The following is a 15719-nucleotide window of genomic DNA, read 5'->3' as shown; positions in this document are numbered from 1 at the left end:
CTAGATCGGCGTGCCGTCCTTGCGCGTGAAGCCGGTGGCGCGGACGAACTTCATGTCGATATCGGAATATTCGCCCCAGTCCTTCGCCGTGTCGCCCGCACTCACGCCCAGCAGCACGCAGTCCTGATCCGTTCGGTTTTGCAGCACGTGGCCGTTGCGCACGCCCTTGGGCCAGGCGGCAATGTCGCCCGCTTGCAGCAGCGTCTCGCCGTCGTCCTCCACCAGTACTGCTTCACCCGACAGGATGACCACCAGCTCGTCCTCCTCCGCATGCCAGTGTCGCTGTGACGACCATGCCCCCGGCTTCAGCACCACGTGCGCCGCGCCCAGTTCGGTCAGGCCGCCAGCTTGGCTGAGCCGCCGGACCCAGCGTTCCTGCACCGCCTCGTCATGCGGCGGCGGATAGCCGGTGGCATTGCTTTGGGGGATGGAATCAAGATCGAGCTTGGGCATCGCGCGGCACTCCTGCTAGCTGGCGGGGAATGACTGACGCCATAGCACATGCCAAGCGACTGATTGCCTGCGAGAGCGTGACTCCGGCGCGCGGCGCAGTGTTCGATGCGCTGGAGGACATGCTCGCTCCGCTGGGCTTTGCCGTCCACCGCTTCACCCGTGGCGACGGGCCGGAAGGCAGCGACGAGGAAGCGGTCGAGAACCTCTTCGCCATCCGCCGCGGACCGGAAGGCAGCAAGCACTTCGCCTTTGCCGGGCACGTCGACGTCGTGCCGCCGGGCGATGGCTGGACGAGCGACGCCTTCGCGCCCGAAGTGCGGCAGGTGCCGGGCGGCGAACTGCTCTACGGTCGCGGTGCGGTGGACATGAAGGGTTCAATCGCCTGCATGGTGGCCGCCGTGGCCGATGTACCGGCCGAAGCCGGCACGATCAGCTTCATCATCACCGGCGACGAGGAAGGCCCTGCGCTGCACGGAACGCGGGCGCTGATCGACTACATGCGCGCCGAGGGCATCTGCCCGGACCTGTGCCTCGTCGGCGAACCCACCAGCGTCAACCGGCTGGGCGACATGATGAAGATCGGCCGGCGCGGCTCGGTCAACATCTGGCTGGAGGTGCAGGGCACGCAGGGCCACGTCGCCTATCCGCACCTAGCCGACAATCCGCTGCCCAAGCTGGTCGCCATCCTCGCGGAGCTGGATGCGCTGGTGCTGGACGAGGGGACCGAGTGGTTCCAGCCCTCCAACCTGGAGATTACCGAGATCGACGTGCCCAACCGCGCGCACAATGTCATTCCGGGCAAGGCCAAGGCGCGCATATCGATCCGCTTCAACGACCAGCACTCGGGCGCTTCGCTATCCGAGAAGGTGGCCGCGATAGCCGAGAAGCACGGCGGTACGGCGCTGCCGATCATCAGCGGCGAACCGTTCCTGACACCGCCGGGAGAGTTCACCCAGGTCATTGCCGATGCGGTGCAGGCGGAAACGGGCGTGGACCCGGAACGCTCCACCACCGGCGGCACCTCGGACGCGCGCTTCCTGAAGGACCTGTGCCCGGTGATCGAATTCGGGCTGGTCAACGCCACCATGCACAAGACCGACGAGGCCGTGGCGCTTGACGATCTCGCCACGCTGACGTCAATCTACCGAAAAATCGCAGTAGCGGCGCTCGCTACATAAAAGGGGATTTCCATGAAACGCTGGTTCGCCATTCCGCTGTGGCAACGTGTTATCGGCGCGCTGGTGCTGGGCATCATCGTCGGCCGCCTGTGGGGCCCCGAGGCGGAGAGCATCAAGATTATCGGCGACGTCTTCGTCGCCTTCATCAAGATGCTGGTGGTGCCGCTGATCTTCTTCAGCCTGGTGGCAGGCGTCGCCAGTATCGGCGACCTGCGCAAGCTGGGCCAGGTGGGCTGGCGCGCGCTGCTGCTGTTCATCGTGACCGGGCAGATCGCGGTGTGGCTCGGCCTGTACCTCGGCACGGTCGTAGCACCGGGGGCGGGGGTCGACACCTCCGCCATCGAGATGGGCGCGGTGCCCGAACCCAACGAAACGACCTGGCGCGACATGCTGCTGGGCATGGTGCCGCAAAGCCCGGTGCAGGTGATGGCGGACGTCAACGTGCTGCCGCTGATCATCTTCTCCGTGCTGATCGGCGTCGGCATCCTGATGGCCAAGGAAGAAGGCGCGCCCGCGCTGAAGATCTTCGAAAGCGGCAGCGTGGTGATGCAGAAGGTGACCATGGTGGTGATGGAACTCACCCCCTTCGGCGTCTTCGCGCTGATGGCCTGGGTGGCCGGCACCCTGGGATTCGAGGCGCTGACCGCGCTCGGCAAGCTGGTGTTCCTCAACTACCTCGGCTGCCTGCTGATCATCGGCGTGATCTATGCTGGCATGATCAAGTTCATCGCCAAGCTGCCGGTGATCGACTTCTTCCGCGGCATCGTGGACGCCATCGCGGTTTCCTATTCCACCGCCAGCTCCAACGCGACGCTGCCCGTCACCTTGCGTTGCGCCGAGCGGAACCTCGGCATCAGCAATTCGGTGGCGAGCTTCGTCATCTCGCTCGGCGCGACGATCAACATGAACGGCACGGCCATGTACCTTGGCCTGGCCACGCTGTTCGGCGCGCAGATCTTCGGGGTGGACCTGTCGTGGGGTGACTACTTCCTGATCTCGATCCTCGGCACGCTGGGCGCCGTTGGTGCGGCGGGCATCCCGGGCGCGGGCCTGATCATGATGGCGCTGGTGTTCGGCGCGGTCGGCGTGCCGCTGGAAACCATCGCCTTCGTCGCTGGCGTGGACCGGATCATGGACATGATGCGCACGACCACCAATGTTTCGGGCGATGCCGCCGTGGCGACCACCGTGGCCAGCCTGACCAACGAAATCGACCGCGCGGAAATGATCAGCGCGGACGACGTCTGATACGGATTGGGGAGAGGGAAGACATGCAGAAGGCCATTATCCTGGCGACGGCCCTGGCAGGCTCCATCGGCCTTGCGGCCTGCGCACCGGCAGAGACCAATACGGCGGTCGAGGAAGCGCAGGACAGCGGCGCGCTGGCCGTGGTGCAGGGCTTCTACGAGGCCATCGGCACCGGCGACATGGATACCGTGGCCGGCCTGCTGGCCGAGGATGTCGCCTGGTCGGAAGCCGAGGGCAGTCCCTATGCCGCGGGCAATCCCTATGTCGGCTTTGAAGCCATGGGCGCGGGCGTGTTCGGTCCGATCAACGAGGCCTTTGCCGATTTCGCCGGCATTCCCGAAACCTTCACCACCGAAGGCGACCGCGTGGTTGTCGAAGGCCGCTACACCGGCACCAATCGCGAGACGGGCGAGGCGCTGGATGCGCCCTTCGTCCACGTCTTCACCGTCGCGGACGGGCAGATCGCGACCTTCCAGCAATATACCGACACGTGGCAGTGGCGGCAGCTGACCGGCACGCTGGAAGACTAGCGCTGGCCTAGCGGCCTTTCGGCTTTTCCAGCACCTTCTTGCGGTAGCTGCACAGGTCCACCACCGAGCAGCGCCAGCACTCGGGCGTGCGCGCCTTGCAGGTATAGCGGCCGTGCAGGATGAGCCAGTGATGGGCGTGGAGGCGGAAGGGCTGAGGCACGCGCTTTTCCAGCTTGGCCTCGACCTGTTCGGGCGTCTTGCCCTTGGCCAGCCCGGTGCGGTTGCCGACGCGCAGGATGTGGGTGTCGACCGCGAAGGTCTCTTGTTTGAACCAGCAGTTGAGCACCACGTTGGCGGTCTTGCGGCCCACGCCCGGCAGGCGGACGAGGTCTTCGCGCGTGTCCGGCACCTCGCTGCCATATTCGTCGACCAGCAATTGCGAGAGCGCGATGACGTTCTTCGCCTTGGAATTGAACAGGCCGATGGTCTTGATGTGCTCGATCAGGCCTTCCTCGCCCAGTTCGAGCATCTGCTCCGGCGTCTTCACCTTGGCGAACAGCGCGCGCGTGGCCTTGTTCACGCCGACGTCGGTCGCCTGCGCCGATAGCGCCACGGCCACGACCAGCTGGTAGGCGTTGCCATATTCCAGCTCGGTCTCGGGCTCGGGATTGTCCTCCGCCAGGCGGCGGAAAAACTCGAAAATCTGGTCCTTGGTCATTCGGCGGCGTTAGCGCCCCCGTTGCGCCACTTCCACTCCATCGCCGCGCGCACGCGGTTCTCGACCGTGGGGTGCGTGTAGAAGATCGCCTCTTCCAGCGGGCCGGCCAACGGATAGCGATATTCCGCCGTCTTGATCAGCGCGCCGGACAGCGCATCGGGCAGGTTGGCGTGCTCCAGCGAATAGGCATCCGCCTCGCGCTCGCCCACGCGGGTCATGGTGTTGGTAATCGGCTGGGCGAAGGTGAACAGCAGGCTGATGACGAAGACCAGCACGGGCAGGCCGCGCGGGTCGGCCAGCTCGGCATCGGTGCCGAACCGCTTCGCAAACCACGGGTAGAGTCGCGCGGTCAGCCAGAAGACGACCACTGCCAGCAGGCTGATCACCGTCACGCTGCGCCACACGTGGCCCAGTACGTAGTGGCCGATCTCGTGCCCTGTCACCGCGATCACCTCGTCCAGCGAGGCCTCGTCCATGGCGACGTCGGAAATGGCGATGCGGGCATTGCCGCCCACGCCCGAGACATTGGCGGTGAAATTGTTCGACTGGCGGGAGCCGTCGTACATGAAGACGCGGTCTTCGGGCACGCCCGCTTCGGCCGCCAGCGTCAGCACGGCTTCGCGCACTTCGCCCTCGGGGATCGGCTCGTACTGGTTGAACAGCGGTTCGATCAGCACCGGGCTGAGCAGCAGCAGGAAGGCCACCGCGCCAGCCACCAGCGCGCCGCTCCAGGCCCACCACCAGCGCCCGGTCTTGCGGATCAGCCAGTAGACGCCGAGCAGGAACAGCCCGCCCAGCAGGGCCGACAGCACCAGTGAGATCGCGCCTTGCGAAAGGAAGTCGCCCAGCGGCTGGCTGGTCCGGCCATACTGGCTCTCGCGCCACCAGCCGGTGTAAATCGAGTAGGGCAGGGTGATCAGCGTATCGACCACCAGGAAGACAGCCGCGATGAGGAAGGTGCGCAAGGCCCAGCCGCGCTTCTCAAGTTTGCCGCTGACCTTGTCGAGCACGCCGCTGCGCACGATCAGCCAGGTGACCAGCGCGGATACCAGCAGCCCGACCAGGATCAGCCAGTGATTGCCGGTGGTGTAATCGCGCGCCAGCGCCAGCTCTTCCGAACTGAGCGTGTTGATCCAGGCCTGCGTGTCGGCCTCTACTCGTGATGCAACCATGGTCTTTCCCCTCCCCAAACCGGCGCTCAGTCGAGCCCCAGCACGTCCTCCATCGTATAACGACCGGCAGGCTTGCCGATCAGCCAGGCCGCACCCTTCACAGCGCCGCGCGCAAAGATCATGCGGTTTTCCGCCGAGTGGCTGAGCGTGATGCGCTCCTGCTCTCCGGCGAAGATCACCGAATGCTCACCCGCCACCGTGCCACCGCGCAGGGCGGCAAAGCCGATGGCGCCTTCTTCGCGCTTGCCGGTATGGCCGTCGCGCCCACTCTCGCTGTGGGCGGCAAGGTCGATGCCGCGCGCCTGTGCGGCGGCCTGGCCCAGCAGCAGGGCGGTGCCCGAGGGCGCGTCCACCTTCATCCGGTGGTGCATTTCCAGCACCTCGATATCCCAGTCCGGCCCCAGCTTGCCCGCCGCCTGCCGCACCAGCGCTGCCAGCAGCGTGACGCCGAGCGAGGTATTGCCTGTCTGCAGCACGGGGATGGCGCCAGCGGCGCTGTCGATGGCGGCCTGGTGCGATGCTTCCAGCCCGGTTGTGCCGATCAGCATCGGAATGCCCGCGCCGATCGCGGCGTGGAGGTTATCCTTCAGCGCGGCGGGCGCGGAGAAATCGACCAGCGCATCGCTGGCATCGGCAAGGTCGGCCGGGCTCTTGCCCTTGTCGACACCGCCCACGCATTCGTGTTCGTCCGAAGCCGCGAGCAGCTGTGCAATCGCCTGCCCCATGCGTCCTTCGCTGCCGATGATACCGATGCGCGCCATTGCCACTCCTGGGTCTTTTGCATGCCCTATCGCTTCGCTACTTGAGAGCAATGGGCGATATCCGCAACATTGTCATCCTGACCGGGGCAGGAATTTCCGCCGAAAGCGGCCTGCGCACCTTCCGCGCCGAGGACGGGCTGTGGGAAGACCACCCGGTGGAAGAGGTCGCCACACCCGAGGGCTTCGCCCGCGATCCTGACCTCGTGCAGCGCTTCTACGATGAACGCCGCGCGCAAGTGCTCGCCGCGCAGCCCAACCCGGCGCACGAGGCGCTGGGCCGGCTCGACCGCGAATTCTCCGGCGAACTGCTGATCGTCACCCAGAACATCGACGACCTGCACGAACGCGGCGGTGCGAGCCGGGTGCTGCACATGCATGGTGAGGCGCTGTCGGCCTGGTGCCTCGGCTGCGATGCCCGACACCGCTGGCAAGGCACCTTGCGCGATGGCCCGGCGTGCCCATCCTGCGGGCAGGCGGCCTTGCGGCCCGACATCGTCTGGTTCGGCGAAATGCCCTACCAGATGGACCGCATCTTCCGCGCGCTGGGGCAAGCGGACCTGTTCCTCTCCATCGGCACCAGCGGCGCGGTCTATCCAGCGGCTGGCTTCGTCCAGCACGCCGTGCAATCGGGCGCCCGCGCGCTGGAACTCAACCTCGAGGAGAGCCTTGGCAGCCGCAATTTCCACGAGACCCGGCTCGGCCCGGCCAGCGAGCTGGTGCCGGCGTGGGTGGAGCAGGTGCTGGGCGGATAACGCCGCCGGCCGGTAAAGCCGGCGGCGCATCGATCACTCGGTCATTTCGATTTCACGCAGCAGGTACACGCCCTGGATCTCGCGAATCTCGTTGTAGATATTGACGACGGTCTCGTTCGAGCGGTCCATGTTCGCCTCCCCCCAGGCGGCCATGAACTCGTCATAGCGTTCGCGCGAAGGCTGCATGTTCTCACCGGGAAACTGGATGACCAGCATCAGGTGGAAGACGCCGCTGGCCGGAGCCATGTTGGCATAGATCGCGTAATCCTCGATGTGCCCGAGTTCCTTGGCGACCTCGTTCGCCGCGACCCATGTCGACCGCAAGCCTTCGAGATAGGTGTCCATCTGTCCGGGCTCGACCCGCACGGTCGTCAATTCGACAACCGAGTCGGAATATTCGTAATCTTGGTATTCGCGCAGCTGCGCCGCGGCCGGTGTCGAGACGGTCGCCATGGCGAAAGCAGCAATCAGGCTGCCAAGCATCAGTTTTTTCATGTTTTCCCCCTTTGCAAGATGGGCACGCCAACATGGCTGCCCACGCCAAAGGGACGGGCGACCCAGCGACCCACTTGCTAAAGCCGCCCTTCGGCGCCGCAATCCTTCGTCAGCGAAGGGCGCGAGTCAACTTTTTCAAGCTCTTGCCGGGGGCGGCTGCGGCTTCGGTCATGTTGGCGGCGAAGGCATCTTAACCTTGGCGCGCTAGTCTCATGGCCATGTCGCGCAAGGCCATCATCTTTCTGCTGCTCTGCCTGGCGCCCTACGCCTACGTGGCCTTTCGCTGGGCGGCTTGCTTCTCCGCGTGCCGCGTGGATGGCCACCTCGTGCTCCATACCCTGGTGCTCATCTTCGCCATTCCGTTCCTGATGGCGATCTGGGGGACGGTCTTCGTCATCAAGGGTGCCCGAGCGGCGAAGACAGGCGTGGTGGAGCAGCGCCCGGTCGAGGCCGGTATCGGGGCCTATGTGACGAAAGTGGCGGCGGCCGTCGCGATCGTGGGCGGGATCGGATCGTTCTACATGCTGCAGCTGTGGTTCGACGAGCCCGATCCCGGGCGGGATCGCCTGGGCAGGATTTGCGAGACTTCAGGCAGCGTCACGACCTGTCGTCCCGATCCGGAGAACAGGCGCGATCCGTTGGACATGCTGAACGAGCAGCGTCGGCGCGACTAACAGCACCCCCGGCAAGCCGGGTCCTTGGCCAAGTTGAGCATGCGCATGCCGGGCTTGAGGCCATCCATCAGGTGTAGCTTGCCCCATTGCGGATCGCCCATGCCAGTCGTCAGGATGCGCACGGCCTGCATCGCGGCGAAGGTGCCGACCCAGCCGACCATGGCGCCCAGTACGCCGTCCTCGGCGCAGGTGTCGCAATCGTCGGTGTCGAAGGCATCGCCCACGAAGCAGCGGTAACAAGGCTGGTCCGGCTGATGGCCGGCAAAGGCACCGACCTGGCCCTGAAAGCGACCTACGGCGGCGGAGAGCAGCGGCACGCCTGCCTTCACGCAGGCATCGGATACCGCGAGGCGTGTGGCGAAATTGTCCGTCCCGTCGATCACGAGCTGCGCCGCGCCGATCAGGCTGGCGGCATTGTCCGCCGTCACACGCGTGTCGGAAATCGAGACGTCCAGCTGGCCGTCGAAATTGGCCAGCCAGCGGCGGGCGGAAACGGCCTTGCCGTGGCCGATGTCGCGGGTGGAATAGATCGTCTGGCGCTGCAGGTTGCTCGCCTCGACATCCCCATCGTCGACCAGCGTCATCCGGCCGACGCCGGCGCCAGCCAGGTATTGCAGCACCGGCGCACCGATGCCGCCCAGGCCGATGATCGCCACGTGGCTTTCCACCAAAGCGGCCTGGCCCGCGCCGCCGATTTCCGGCAGCACGATATGGCGTGCGAAGCGGTCCAGCCTGTCTGGTGATAAGCTCATGGACAGCCTGTTGGCAGCATGTGTCCAGCCTGTCGACAGGGCTGTGCATCACCCTGTCGGCAAACTGTCGCTAGGTGGTGGAGAAAGCCGGTCCGACGGCACGGGACGACCGTGCCGCCGGTAGACCGGAAACTCAGCTTTCGAGCTGTCGCAGCAGGCTGCGCACGTCGCCGTCCATGTCGGCATCGCGCTGGCGCAGGTCCTCGATCAGGCGCACGGCGTGGATAACCGTGGAGTGATCGCGGCCACCGAACTTGCGGCCGATCTCCGGATAGGAGCGCGGGGTCAGCACCTTGGCGAGGTACATGGCCACCTGGCGAGGACGCACCACGGCACGGGCCCGGCGCTTCGACGACATCTCGCTGCGGTCGATACGGTAGAACTGGCAGACCGTGCGCTGGATCTCGTCGATGGTGATGCGGCGACGGTTGGCCGAGAGAATGTCGGTCAGCTGCTCTTCGGCGAGCTGCAGCGACACTTCCTGGCCGGTCAGCTGGGCATAGGCGATCAGCTTGTTGAGGCCGCCCACCAGTTCACGCACGTTGCGCGAGACGGTGCGGGCGAGGAAGTCGATCACGTCCTCGGGCACTTCCAGCGGGGCGAACTTGGTCAGCTTCGATTCGAGAATGGAGCGGCGCAGTTCGATATCGGCGGGCTGGATGTCGGCCACCAGGCCCATCGACAGGCGGCTGAGCAGGCGCGGCTCCACTCCGTCCAGCGCCTGCGGGGCGCGGTCGGCGGCGAAGACCAGCCGCTTGCCTTCGGCCAGCAGCGCGTCGATCGTGTAGAGCAGTTCTTCCTGCGCGCTCGCCTTGCCGATGATGAACTGGATGTCGTCCACCAGCAGCAGGTCGAAACCGCGCAGCCGGGCCTTGAACTCGATCATCTCGTTCGACTTCAGCGCCTGCACGAACTCCACCATGAAGCGCTCGGCAGAGCAGTAGAAGATGCGCGCGCGCGGGTGGGTCTGCAGATAGGCGTGGCCGATGGCGTGCAGCAGGTGCGTCTTGCCCTGGCCGGTGGCGGCCTTGAGGTAGAGCGGGCTGAACTGCGGCTTTTCGGCCTTGGCCATGCGCTCCGCCGCGTTCTTGGCCAGCACGTTGGTGCTGCCGGTGACGAAGGCGGCAAAGGTCTGGCTGGGGTCGAGGCCGACGCTGGCGGTGAAGCCGTCGTCGCCGATCGATTCCATCGCCATGGTGGCATCGTTGGCGGCGCGGTGGCCGAAGCCGTCCTGTCCGCGCAGGTCGAGGTCGGCGATCTTCCGGCGGCCGGGATGCACCATCACCTTGATGTGGCGCACCTCGCTGCTGGCGATCTTCCAGGCCAGCGACAGGCGATCATGATAGCGGTCTTCCACCCAGCTCGCCGAGAATTCGGTCGGCAGGTAGAGTTCCAGCGTGCCCGTCTCGCTGTCTAGCTTGCCCAGCTGGATCGGCTTGATCCACTGGGTGAAGAGCTGGTGGCCGAGATCCTTTCGCAGCCCCTGGCAAATGTCTGCCCAGTCGGCCGCGAGATCGATCGCCAATTGCTCTTCCATGTTTACTTCGTTTTCCTCACGCTTCGCCGCGTTATCGCGCCCGCCATGCGGTCCCATCCGAATCATTTACCCGTAACCCCAGAATGCTTTTTGAAAGCTTGCGTGGATCCCCCCTGACGGACCTCCACAAGTGACAAAACTTCCCCGTCCGGAACTCGCCGAAAGCGCGCACCGGTTCACCTGTCGAAAACTCGTCTGTTGATGGCCATGGCGGCGTGTGCCCTGACCGTTTTGCTGTTATGAACTTCTCGGCTCGAACCTCAAGTAGGGCTTGTCAAAAATATTTAATTTTTTGTCATTGACTCGCCGCTGACCCGCAGACTTGCGTTCAAGTCCCTCAAAAAACTCGATGTTTTTGTGACAGTCCTGCGAATCGCGGGATTCCCTAGACTTGTTGCAGGTGCACAGAAAATCTTGCTGCACATGCGAACGGGGCCAGTGGATAACCCACCGGCCCCGTTCCATTTTCGTTCCTACGTGATGTATCGTCCCGGCCCCGAATCGGGCCGGCGGATCACCGAATCAGAGAGCGGCGACTCGCTTGCTCAGACGGCTCATCTTGCGAGCTGCGGTGTTCTTGTGCAGCACGCCCTTCGCAACGCCCTTGGCGATCTCGGGCTGGGCAGCCTTCAGGGCTTCCTGCGCGGCCGACTTGTCACCGTCGGTGCAAGCGGTTTCCACCTTCTTGATGAAACCACGGATGCGGCTCTTGCGGGCACCGTTGATCTCGGCGCGACGGTTATTGCGACGGATGCGCTTCTTGGATTGCAGCGTATTGGCCATGTCTGTCCTTGTTTCGGGCAGCGGCACCGCCCAACGTGTTTCCTGTGTCTGTCAAAAGCTGAATCGGCGATAGAACCGCCGGAAAGCGGGCCATGTAGTTTTCTATGCGGGAAAAGGCAAGGCCTTTCCCGCCCCTCAAACGCCGGGCGGAGAGCGTCCGCTCTCCTTGGCTTCGCGCTCCCGCGCAGCGCGCCATTCGCGCGCTGTCTTCGCCTTCGTCTCCGATCCGATCGCCAGTCTGCAAGCCGGACCGCAATTCCGTCGCGCCCGCCCTGCAGCGGGCGCAGCTATGCTGCGCGCCTGGCGAGGACGAAAGCGCGGCTGCGCTTTCGCAACACGCAGGGCCACTCCTACTTCTGGCACGCGGGGCAGAACCAGGTGCTGCGTCCGCCCTGCACGATGCGCCGGATTTCACCGTCCCCGCAAGTCAGGCAGGGCTGACCTGCGCGGTCGTAGACCAGGAAGCGCGTGGCGAAATAGCCGAGCTCGCCGGTGGGCGTGGCATAGTCGCGCAGGGTGGAGCCGCCGTCGCGGATCGATTGTTCCAGCACCTCCCGAATGGCGGGCACCAGCTTTTCCAGTGCAGGCTTGTAGACCCGCCCTCCGGCCTTGCGCGGGTGGATGCCCGCCCGGTGCAGCGCCTCGCACACATATATATTGCCCAGCCCCGCCACCACGTGCTGGTCGAGCAGCAGCAGCTTGATCGCCTGCTTGCGACCCCGGATGGCCTGGCGCAGGTGCTCCACGGTCAAGGCGTCGCCCAGCGGCTCCGGCCCCATGGCGGCGAATGCCGGCCACAGATCGAGCCCGCCGGTATCGACCAGATCGACATAACCGAACCGGCGCGGGTCGTTCAGGGCGAAGCGGTTGCGCCCGGTCTCTATGATAAGGTGATCGTGCTTGTCCGGCGTCTCCGGATCGATGCGCCAGCGCCCGCTCATGCCGAGATGGAAGATGAAGGTCTGCGCGCGGTCGGTATGGATCAGGCCATACTTGGCGCGGCGGCCGAGACCCGACACCGTCGCCCCGGTCAGCGCCTGCCCCAGGCCGGCAGGGAAGGGGAAGCGCATGTCGGGCCGGTTCAGCACCACGCGTTCGATGCGCGCGCCATCCATGAAGCGGGCGAGGCCCCGCACGGTGGTTTCGACTTCGGGAAGCTCTGGCATGACACGGGCCTTTATCACCCTTTGCGCTTTCGACAATTGCCCCTAAGTGGGCGGCCATGAGTGACAAGGTTTCCTTCGGCTACGAAGACGTCGCCCCTGAAGAGAAGACCGCCCGCGTCGGTTCGGTCTTCTCCAGCGTCGCGCGCAAGTACGACATCATGAACGATGCCATGTCGGGCGGGATGCACCGGCTGTGGAAGGACCAGTTCGTCCGCCGGGTGAAGCCGCAGCCGGGCGAAGCGATTCTGGATATGGCCGGCGGCACCGGCGACATCGCCTTCCGCATGGCGGCCAAGGGCGCCGAAGTGGTGGTGGCCGACATCAACCAGGACATGCTCGACGTGGGCATCGAACGGGCGATGGAGCGCGGCATCGATGGCCTGAGCTGGTCGTGCCAGAATGCCGAGGAGCTGTCCTATCCGGACAGGCAGTTCGATGCCTACACCATCGTCTTCGGCATCCGGAACGTGACCCACATCGACAAGGCGCTGCGCGAGGCGCACCGTGTGCTGAAGTACGGCGGGCGGTTCTACTGCATGGAATTCAGTACCACCGACTGGCCCGGCTTCAAGGAAGTCTACGACGCCTATTCGCACAAGATCATGCCCAAGATCGGCAAGCTGATCGCCGACGACGAGGACAGCTACCGCTACCTCGCCGAGTCCATCCGCCGCTTCCCCAAGCCGCAGGAGTTCGAGGCGATGATCAAGGACGCCGGATTCGTGCGTACGCGGGTCGAGAAGATCCTCGGCGGCGCGGTGAACATCCACTCCGGCTGGAAAGCCTGATCCGGTGACGCGCCCCGCGACGCATATCTGGCGCCTGCTCAAGTGGGGCCGCACGCTGGCCCGGCACGGCGCGCTGCGCGGGATCGAGCGCGATCCCAACACCCCTGCCCCGGTCAAGCGGCTGTGCCGGATCGCGCGTTTCGGCACGATCCAGCCCGCCACGCCCGACTATGCCGGGGCCTTCCAGGAAATCGGGCCCGCCGCGATCAAGCTGGGGCAGACGCTGGCGACCCGGCCCGACCTCGTCGGCGAGGAAGCCGCGCGCAACCTGCTGAGCCTGCAGGACAGCCTGCCGCCGGTGCCCTTTGCGGAAATCAAGGCGGTGATCGAGTCCAGCTTCGACCGGCCGGTCGACACGCTGTTCGCCGAGATCGATCCGGTCCCGGTAGGCGCGGCCAGTATTGCGCAGGTCCATCGCGGGGTGACGACCGACGGCAAGACCGTTGCCATCAAGGTGCTGCGTCCCGGCATTCGCGAACGCTTTGCGCGCGACATCGCCACCTACGAATGGGCCGCCGCGCACCTCGAAGCCATGGGCGGCGAAGCCGCGCGCCTGCGCCCGCGCCTGACCATCGCTAACTTCAAGCGCTGGACCAATCGCGAGCTGGACCTGCGGCGCGAGGCTGCCTCTGCCTCCGAACTGGCCGCCGCCATGCACGGGATCGAGGGCTATGCGATTCCCGACATCGACTGGGACCGCACCAATGGCCGGGTGATGACCATCGAGTGGATCGACGGCATCAAGATTTCCGAGACGCAGAAGCTGCTGGCCGCCGGGCACGACCTTCCCGATCTCGCCCAGCGGCTGGTGCTGGCCTTCCTGACGCAGGCGATCAGCGCCGGCTTCTTCCATGCCGACATGCACCAGGGGAACCTGTTCGTGAAAGGCGACGGCACCATCGTGGCCATCGACTTCGGCATCATGGGCCGCATCGATCGCCGCGCCCGGCAATGGCTGGCGGAAATCCTCTATGGCCTGACGACAGGCAACTACAAGCGCGTCGCCGAAATCCATTTCGAAGCGCAATATGTGCCGAGCTACCACTCGGTGGACGAGTTCGCGACCGCGCTGCGCGCCGTGGGCGAGCCGATGCGCGGCAAGCCGGTGAGCGAACTGTCGGTCGGGCAGATGCTCGACGGCCTGTTCGCCATCACTCGCGATTTCGACATGCAGACCCAGCCGCACCTGCTGCTGCTGCAGAAGACCATGGTGATGGTCGAGGGCATCGCCACCCAGCTCAACCCGCAGATCAACATGTGGGACGTTTCCGCCCCCTACGTGCGCAGCTGGATCCGCGACGAGCTTGGCCCCGAAGCCGCGATTGCCGACCGCATCCGCACCGATACGGAGACGCTGCTGCGCATCCCCGATCTGGTGCGCCGGATCGAGGACCGCTTCCCGCCCAAGGGTGGCGCGCCCGAGCCGCCGCCGCTGCCCGATATCGAACTGGTGTGGGAACGGCGCACGCGGACCGGACGACGCTGGCCGGGCTATCTGCTGGCCGCTGCGGTGGGCGGGGCGGCCGTCTGGGCGGCAAGTATCGCGGGCCTGATCGCCTAGCGAAGCGGGGGTAATCCCCGCGCCCTGCTTGAGCGGATCGCCCGCGCGGTCCAAACCCCTCTGCCATGACCGACCCGCTGACCTGGTGGAACAGCCTTGGGCGACCGCTCGCGCGCCTGCCGCGCTGGGGTGCGCTTGCCGTGCTGGCCGTGCTGCTGGCGACCATGGCGTGGAGCGTGGTCGCGGTGGCGCCGGTCGACCAGGCGGAAACGGCGCAGGTCGAGGCCAAGCCCGACACCACCGAGGGCGACATCGCGCTTTACGCGCGCATCTCGGAACGCGTCGCCGCTGGCGAGGACTACTACGTCGCCGCGATGGACGAGCAGCGGGCGCGCAACTACCCGACGCGGCCCTTCGTCACCGTCCGCCTGCCGACGCTGGCCTGGCTGCACAACAGCATCGGTCCGGATGGCGTGCGGATGCTGGCGCTGCTCCTGCTGCTCGGCTGCCTCTGGGGCCTGCACCAGCGGCTCAACGGCAAGGTGGAGATGGCGGAACGCGTGGGCGCGCTGTTCATGCTGGCACTGGGCGGCGCGGCGGTCGCGGCGCCGCTGGCGGGGCTGCTGCACGAGGTGCTCGCGGGCGCACTGCTCTCGCTCGCCTTCCTGCTCTATGATCGCGAGCGCTGGTGGCCGAGCCTGCTGGCGGCGGGGCTGGCGCTGGCGGTGCGCGAACTGGCGGTGCATTTCGTGTTGTTGTGGCTGGCCTTCGCCCTGGTCGGGAAACGCTGGCGCGAGGTGGCGGCGCTGGTCGGCCTGCTCGGGCTCTTCAGCATCGGCATGTACCTGCACTACCTCGGCGTGGAGGCGCAGCGCCTGCCAGGCGATCCCGCCTCGCAGGGCTGGGATGCCTTCACCGGGCTGGCCCTGCCGCTGATGGCGCTTTCGCGGCTTACTGCGCTGTTGGTGCTGCCGGTGACCGTAGCCGCGCCGCTCGCCGTCCTGCCGTTCCTCGGCTGGCTGGGGCAGGGCGGTCGGCTGGGCCTGTTCGCCACGCTATGGTTTGCCGGGTTCTTCACCGCCATGGCGCTGTTCGCCCGGCCGGAGAATTTCTACTGGGCGCAGCTGGTGCTGCCGGCCTATTTCGCCGGCCTAGCCTTCGCGCCGCGCGCCTTGGCCGATTTGCTGCGAAACGCCGGGGCGCGTAACTAAAGGCTAATTTAACCATCATTTGCCATCACGCGCGCTTGGATTATTAGCGGGATGGTTAAC

General features: G+C 65.8%; 17 protein-coding genes. 8 read left to right on the top strand and 9 right to left on the bottom strand.

The genetic code is table 11. From position 1 onward, the window contains the following. A complete protein-coding gene (locus tag OZN62_RS07485) occupies positions 1-453 on the bottom strand; it encodes a cupin domain-containing protein (protein ID WP_269098882.1) in 453 nt (150 codons plus the stop codon). Between the two features lie 29 nt (positions 454-482). Here OZN62_RS07485 and dapE point away from each other — a divergent pair, with 29 nt between their 5' ends. The 3 genes from dapE to OZN62_RS07470 are packed head-to-tail and all read left to right on the top strand — an operon-like array spanning position 483 to position 3409. Continuing rightward, a complete protein-coding gene (gene dapE, locus OZN62_RS07480; protein ID WP_269098881.1) occupies positions 483-1631 on the top strand; it encodes a succinyl-diaminopimelate desuccinylase in 1149 nt (382 codons plus the stop codon). 12 nt (positions 1632-1643) lie between these two features. Further along, positions 1644-2879 carry a dicarboxylate/amino acid:cation symporter gene (locus OZN62_RS07475; RefSeq protein WP_269098880.1) on the top strand — a complete coding sequence of 412 codons (1236 nt, stop codon included), beginning with the start codon at positions 1644-1646 and terminating at the stop codon, positions 2877-2879. 23 nt (positions 2880-2902) lie between these two features. Continuing rightward, positions 2903-3409 carry a nuclear transport factor 2 family protein gene (locus OZN62_RS07470; RefSeq protein WP_269098879.1) on the top strand — a complete coding sequence of 169 codons (507 nt, stop codon included), beginning with the start codon at positions 2903-2905 and terminating at the stop codon, positions 3407-3409. A gap of 7 nt (positions 3410-3416) precedes the next feature. Here OZN62_RS07470 and nth read toward each other — a convergent pair whose 3' ends face one another. From nth to dapB, 3 genes are read right to left on the bottom strand one after another with little or no spacing between them, the layout of a single operon-like run. Then, positions 3417-4067, bottom strand: coding sequence for an endonuclease III (gene nth / locus OZN62_RS07465; RefSeq protein WP_269098878.1), 651 nt, complete (start codon positions 4065-4067; stop codon positions 3417-3419). Beyond that, a complete protein-coding gene (locus OZN62_RS07460; RefSeq protein WP_269098876.1) occupies positions 4064-5239 on the bottom strand; it encodes a M48 family metallopeptidase in 1176 nt (391 codons plus the stop codon). The genes nth and OZN62_RS07460 overlap by 4 nt, the downstream gene beginning before the upstream one ends. A 26-nt stretch (positions 5240-5265) precedes the next feature. Continuing rightward, complete coding sequence (gene dapB, locus OZN62_RS07455) at positions 5266-6000, bottom strand: 4-hydroxy-tetrahydrodipicolinate reductase (protein WP_269098875.1); 735 nt, start codon at positions 5998-6000, stop codon at positions 5266-5268. Positions 6001-6050: 50 nt separating this feature from the next. Between dapB and OZN62_RS07450 the strand changes: the two genes are divergently transcribed. Beyond that, positions 6051-6752 carry an NAD-dependent deacylase gene (locus OZN62_RS07450; protein ID WP_269098873.1) on the top strand — a complete coding sequence of 234 codons (702 nt, stop codon included), beginning with the start codon at positions 6051-6053 and terminating at the stop codon, positions 6750-6752. A gap of 33 nt (positions 6753-6785) precedes the next feature. On the opposite strand, the gene OZN62_RS07445 is transcribed toward OZN62_RS07450, so the two are convergent. Beyond that, a complete protein-coding gene (locus OZN62_RS07445) occupies positions 6786-7247 on the bottom strand; it encodes a hypothetical protein (RefSeq protein WP_269098871.1) in 462 nt (153 codons plus the stop codon). A gap of 212 nt (positions 7248-7459) precedes the next feature. Here OZN62_RS07445 and OZN62_RS07440 point away from each other — a divergent pair, with 212 nt between their 5' ends. After that, positions 7460-7921 (top strand): hypothetical protein, encoded by a 462-nt coding sequence (locus OZN62_RS07440; RefSeq protein ID WP_269098870.1) that lies wholly within the window; start codon positions 7460-7462, stop codon positions 7919-7921. On the opposite strand, the gene OZN62_RS07435 is transcribed toward OZN62_RS07440, so the two are convergent. The 4 genes from OZN62_RS07435 to mutM form a co-directional block, all read right to left on the bottom strand. After that, positions 7918-8673 carry a HesA/MoeB/ThiF family protein gene (locus OZN62_RS07435; protein ID WP_269098869.1) on the bottom strand — a complete coding sequence of 252 codons (756 nt, stop codon included), beginning with the start codon at positions 8671-8673 and terminating at the stop codon, positions 7918-7920. The genes OZN62_RS07440 and OZN62_RS07435 overlap by 4 nt on opposite strands. 133 nt (positions 8674-8806) lie before the next feature. Continuing rightward, complete coding sequence (gene dnaA / locus OZN62_RS07430) at positions 8807-10210, bottom strand: chromosomal replication initiator protein DnaA (protein WP_269102128.1); 1404 nt, start codon at positions 10208-10210, stop codon at positions 8807-8809. A gap of 522 nt (positions 10211-10732) precedes the next feature. Next, positions 10733-10993: a 30S ribosomal protein S20 gene (rpsT, locus tag OZN62_RS07425; RefSeq protein ID WP_269098867.1), complete on the bottom strand. Its 261-nt coding sequence runs from the start codon at positions 10991-10993 to the stop codon at positions 10733-10735. A 350-nt stretch (positions 10994-11343) separates the two neighbouring features. Then, a complete protein-coding gene (gene mutM, locus OZN62_RS07420; protein WP_269098866.1) occupies positions 11344-12159 on the bottom strand; it encodes a bifunctional DNA-formamidopyrimidine glycosylase/DNA-(apurinic or apyrimidinic site) lyase in 816 nt (271 codons plus the stop codon). Positions 12160-12215: 56 nt separating this feature from the next. Here mutM and OZN62_RS07415 point away from each other — a divergent pair, with 56 nt between their 5' ends. From OZN62_RS07415 to OZN62_RS07405, 3 genes are all read left to right on the top strand, one after another. After that, on the top strand, positions 12216-12947 hold the full coding sequence (locus tag OZN62_RS07415) for a class I SAM-dependent methyltransferase (protein WP_269098865.1): 732 nt from the start codon (positions 12216-12218) through the stop codon (positions 12945-12947). A 4-nt stretch (positions 12948-12951) separates the two neighbouring features. After that, positions 12952-14508: a 2-polyprenylphenol 6-hydroxylase gene (gene ubiB, locus OZN62_RS07410; RefSeq protein ID WP_269098863.1), complete on the top strand. Its 1557-nt coding sequence runs from the start codon at positions 12952-12954 to the stop codon at positions 14506-14508. A 65-nt stretch (positions 14509-14573) separates the two neighbouring features. Further along, positions 14574-15659: a hypothetical protein gene (locus tag OZN62_RS07405; RefSeq protein WP_269098862.1), complete on the top strand. Its 1086-nt coding sequence runs from the start codon at positions 14574-14576 to the stop codon at positions 15657-15659. Positions 15660-15719 lie beyond the last annotated feature (60 nt).

Source organism: Aurantiacibacter sp. MUD11, assembly GCF_026967575.1.
In the GTDB taxonomy this organism is placed as follows: domain Bacteria; phylum Pseudomonadota; class Alphaproteobacteria; order Sphingomonadales; family Sphingomonadaceae; genus Alteraurantiacibacter.
This window is presented reverse-complemented; position numbering and strand designations above follow the sequence as displayed.

Bases quoted from the DNA above. Each gene is read 5' to 3' on its own strand.
- mutM (WP_269098866.1), bottom strand. From the start codon at position 12,159: ATGCCAGAGCTTCCCGAAGTCGAAACCACCGTGCGGGGCCTCGCCCGC.
- OZN62_RS07415 (WP_269098865.1), top strand. From the start codon at position 12,216: ATGAGTGACAAGGTTTCCTTCGGCTACGAAGACGTCGCCCCTGAAGAG.
- OZN62_RS07470 (WP_269098879.1), top strand. From the start codon at position 2,903: ATGCAGAAGGCCATTATCCTGGCGACGGCCCTGGCAGGCTCCATCGGC.
- OZN62_RS07485 (WP_269098882.1), bottom strand. From the start codon at position 453: ATGCCCAAGCTCGATCTTGATTCCATCCCCCAAAGCAATGCCACCGGC.
- OZN62_RS07450 (WP_269098873.1), top strand. From the start codon at position 6,051: ATGGGCGATATCCGCAACATTGTCATCCTGACCGGGGCAGGAATTTCC.
- dapB (WP_269098875.1), bottom strand. From the start codon at position 6,000: ATGGCGCGCATCGGTATCATCGGCAGCGAAGGACGCATGGGGCAGGCG.
- dnaA (WP_269102128.1), bottom strand. From the start codon at position 10,210: ATGGAAGAGCAATTGGCGATCGATCTCGCGGCCGACTGGGCAGACATT.
- OZN62_RS07460 (WP_269098876.1), bottom strand. From the start codon at position 5,239: ATGGTTGCATCACGAGTAGAGGCCGACACGCAGGCCTGGATCAACACG.
- dapE (WP_269098881.1), top strand. From the start codon at position 483: ATGACTGACGCCATAGCACATGCCAAGCGACTGATTGCCTGCGAGAGC.
- nth (WP_269098878.1), bottom strand. From the start codon at position 4,067: ATGACCAAGGACCAGATTTTCGAGTTTTTCCGCCGCCTGGCGGAGGAC.
- OZN62_RS07440 (WP_269098870.1), top strand. From the start codon at position 7,460: ATGGCCATGTCGCGCAAGGCCATCATCTTTCTGCTGCTCTGCCTGGCG.
- OZN62_RS07435 (WP_269098869.1), bottom strand. From the start codon at position 8,673: ATGAGCTTATCACCAGACAGGCTGGACCGCTTCGCACGCCATATCGTG.
- OZN62_RS07475 (WP_269098880.1), top strand. From the start codon at position 1,644: ATGAAACGCTGGTTCGCCATTCCGCTGTGGCAACGTGTTATCGGCGCG.
- OZN62_RS07445 (WP_269098871.1), bottom strand. From the start codon at position 7,247: ATGAAAAAACTGATGCTTGGCAGCCTGATTGCTGCTTTCGCCATGGCG.
- OZN62_RS07405 (WP_269098862.1), top strand. From the start codon at position 14,574: ATGACCGACCCGCTGACCTGGTGGAACAGCCTTGGGCGACCGCTCGCG.
- rpsT (WP_269098867.1), bottom strand. From the start codon at position 10,993: ATGGCCAATACGCTGCAATCCAAGAAGCGCATCCGTCGCAATAACCGT.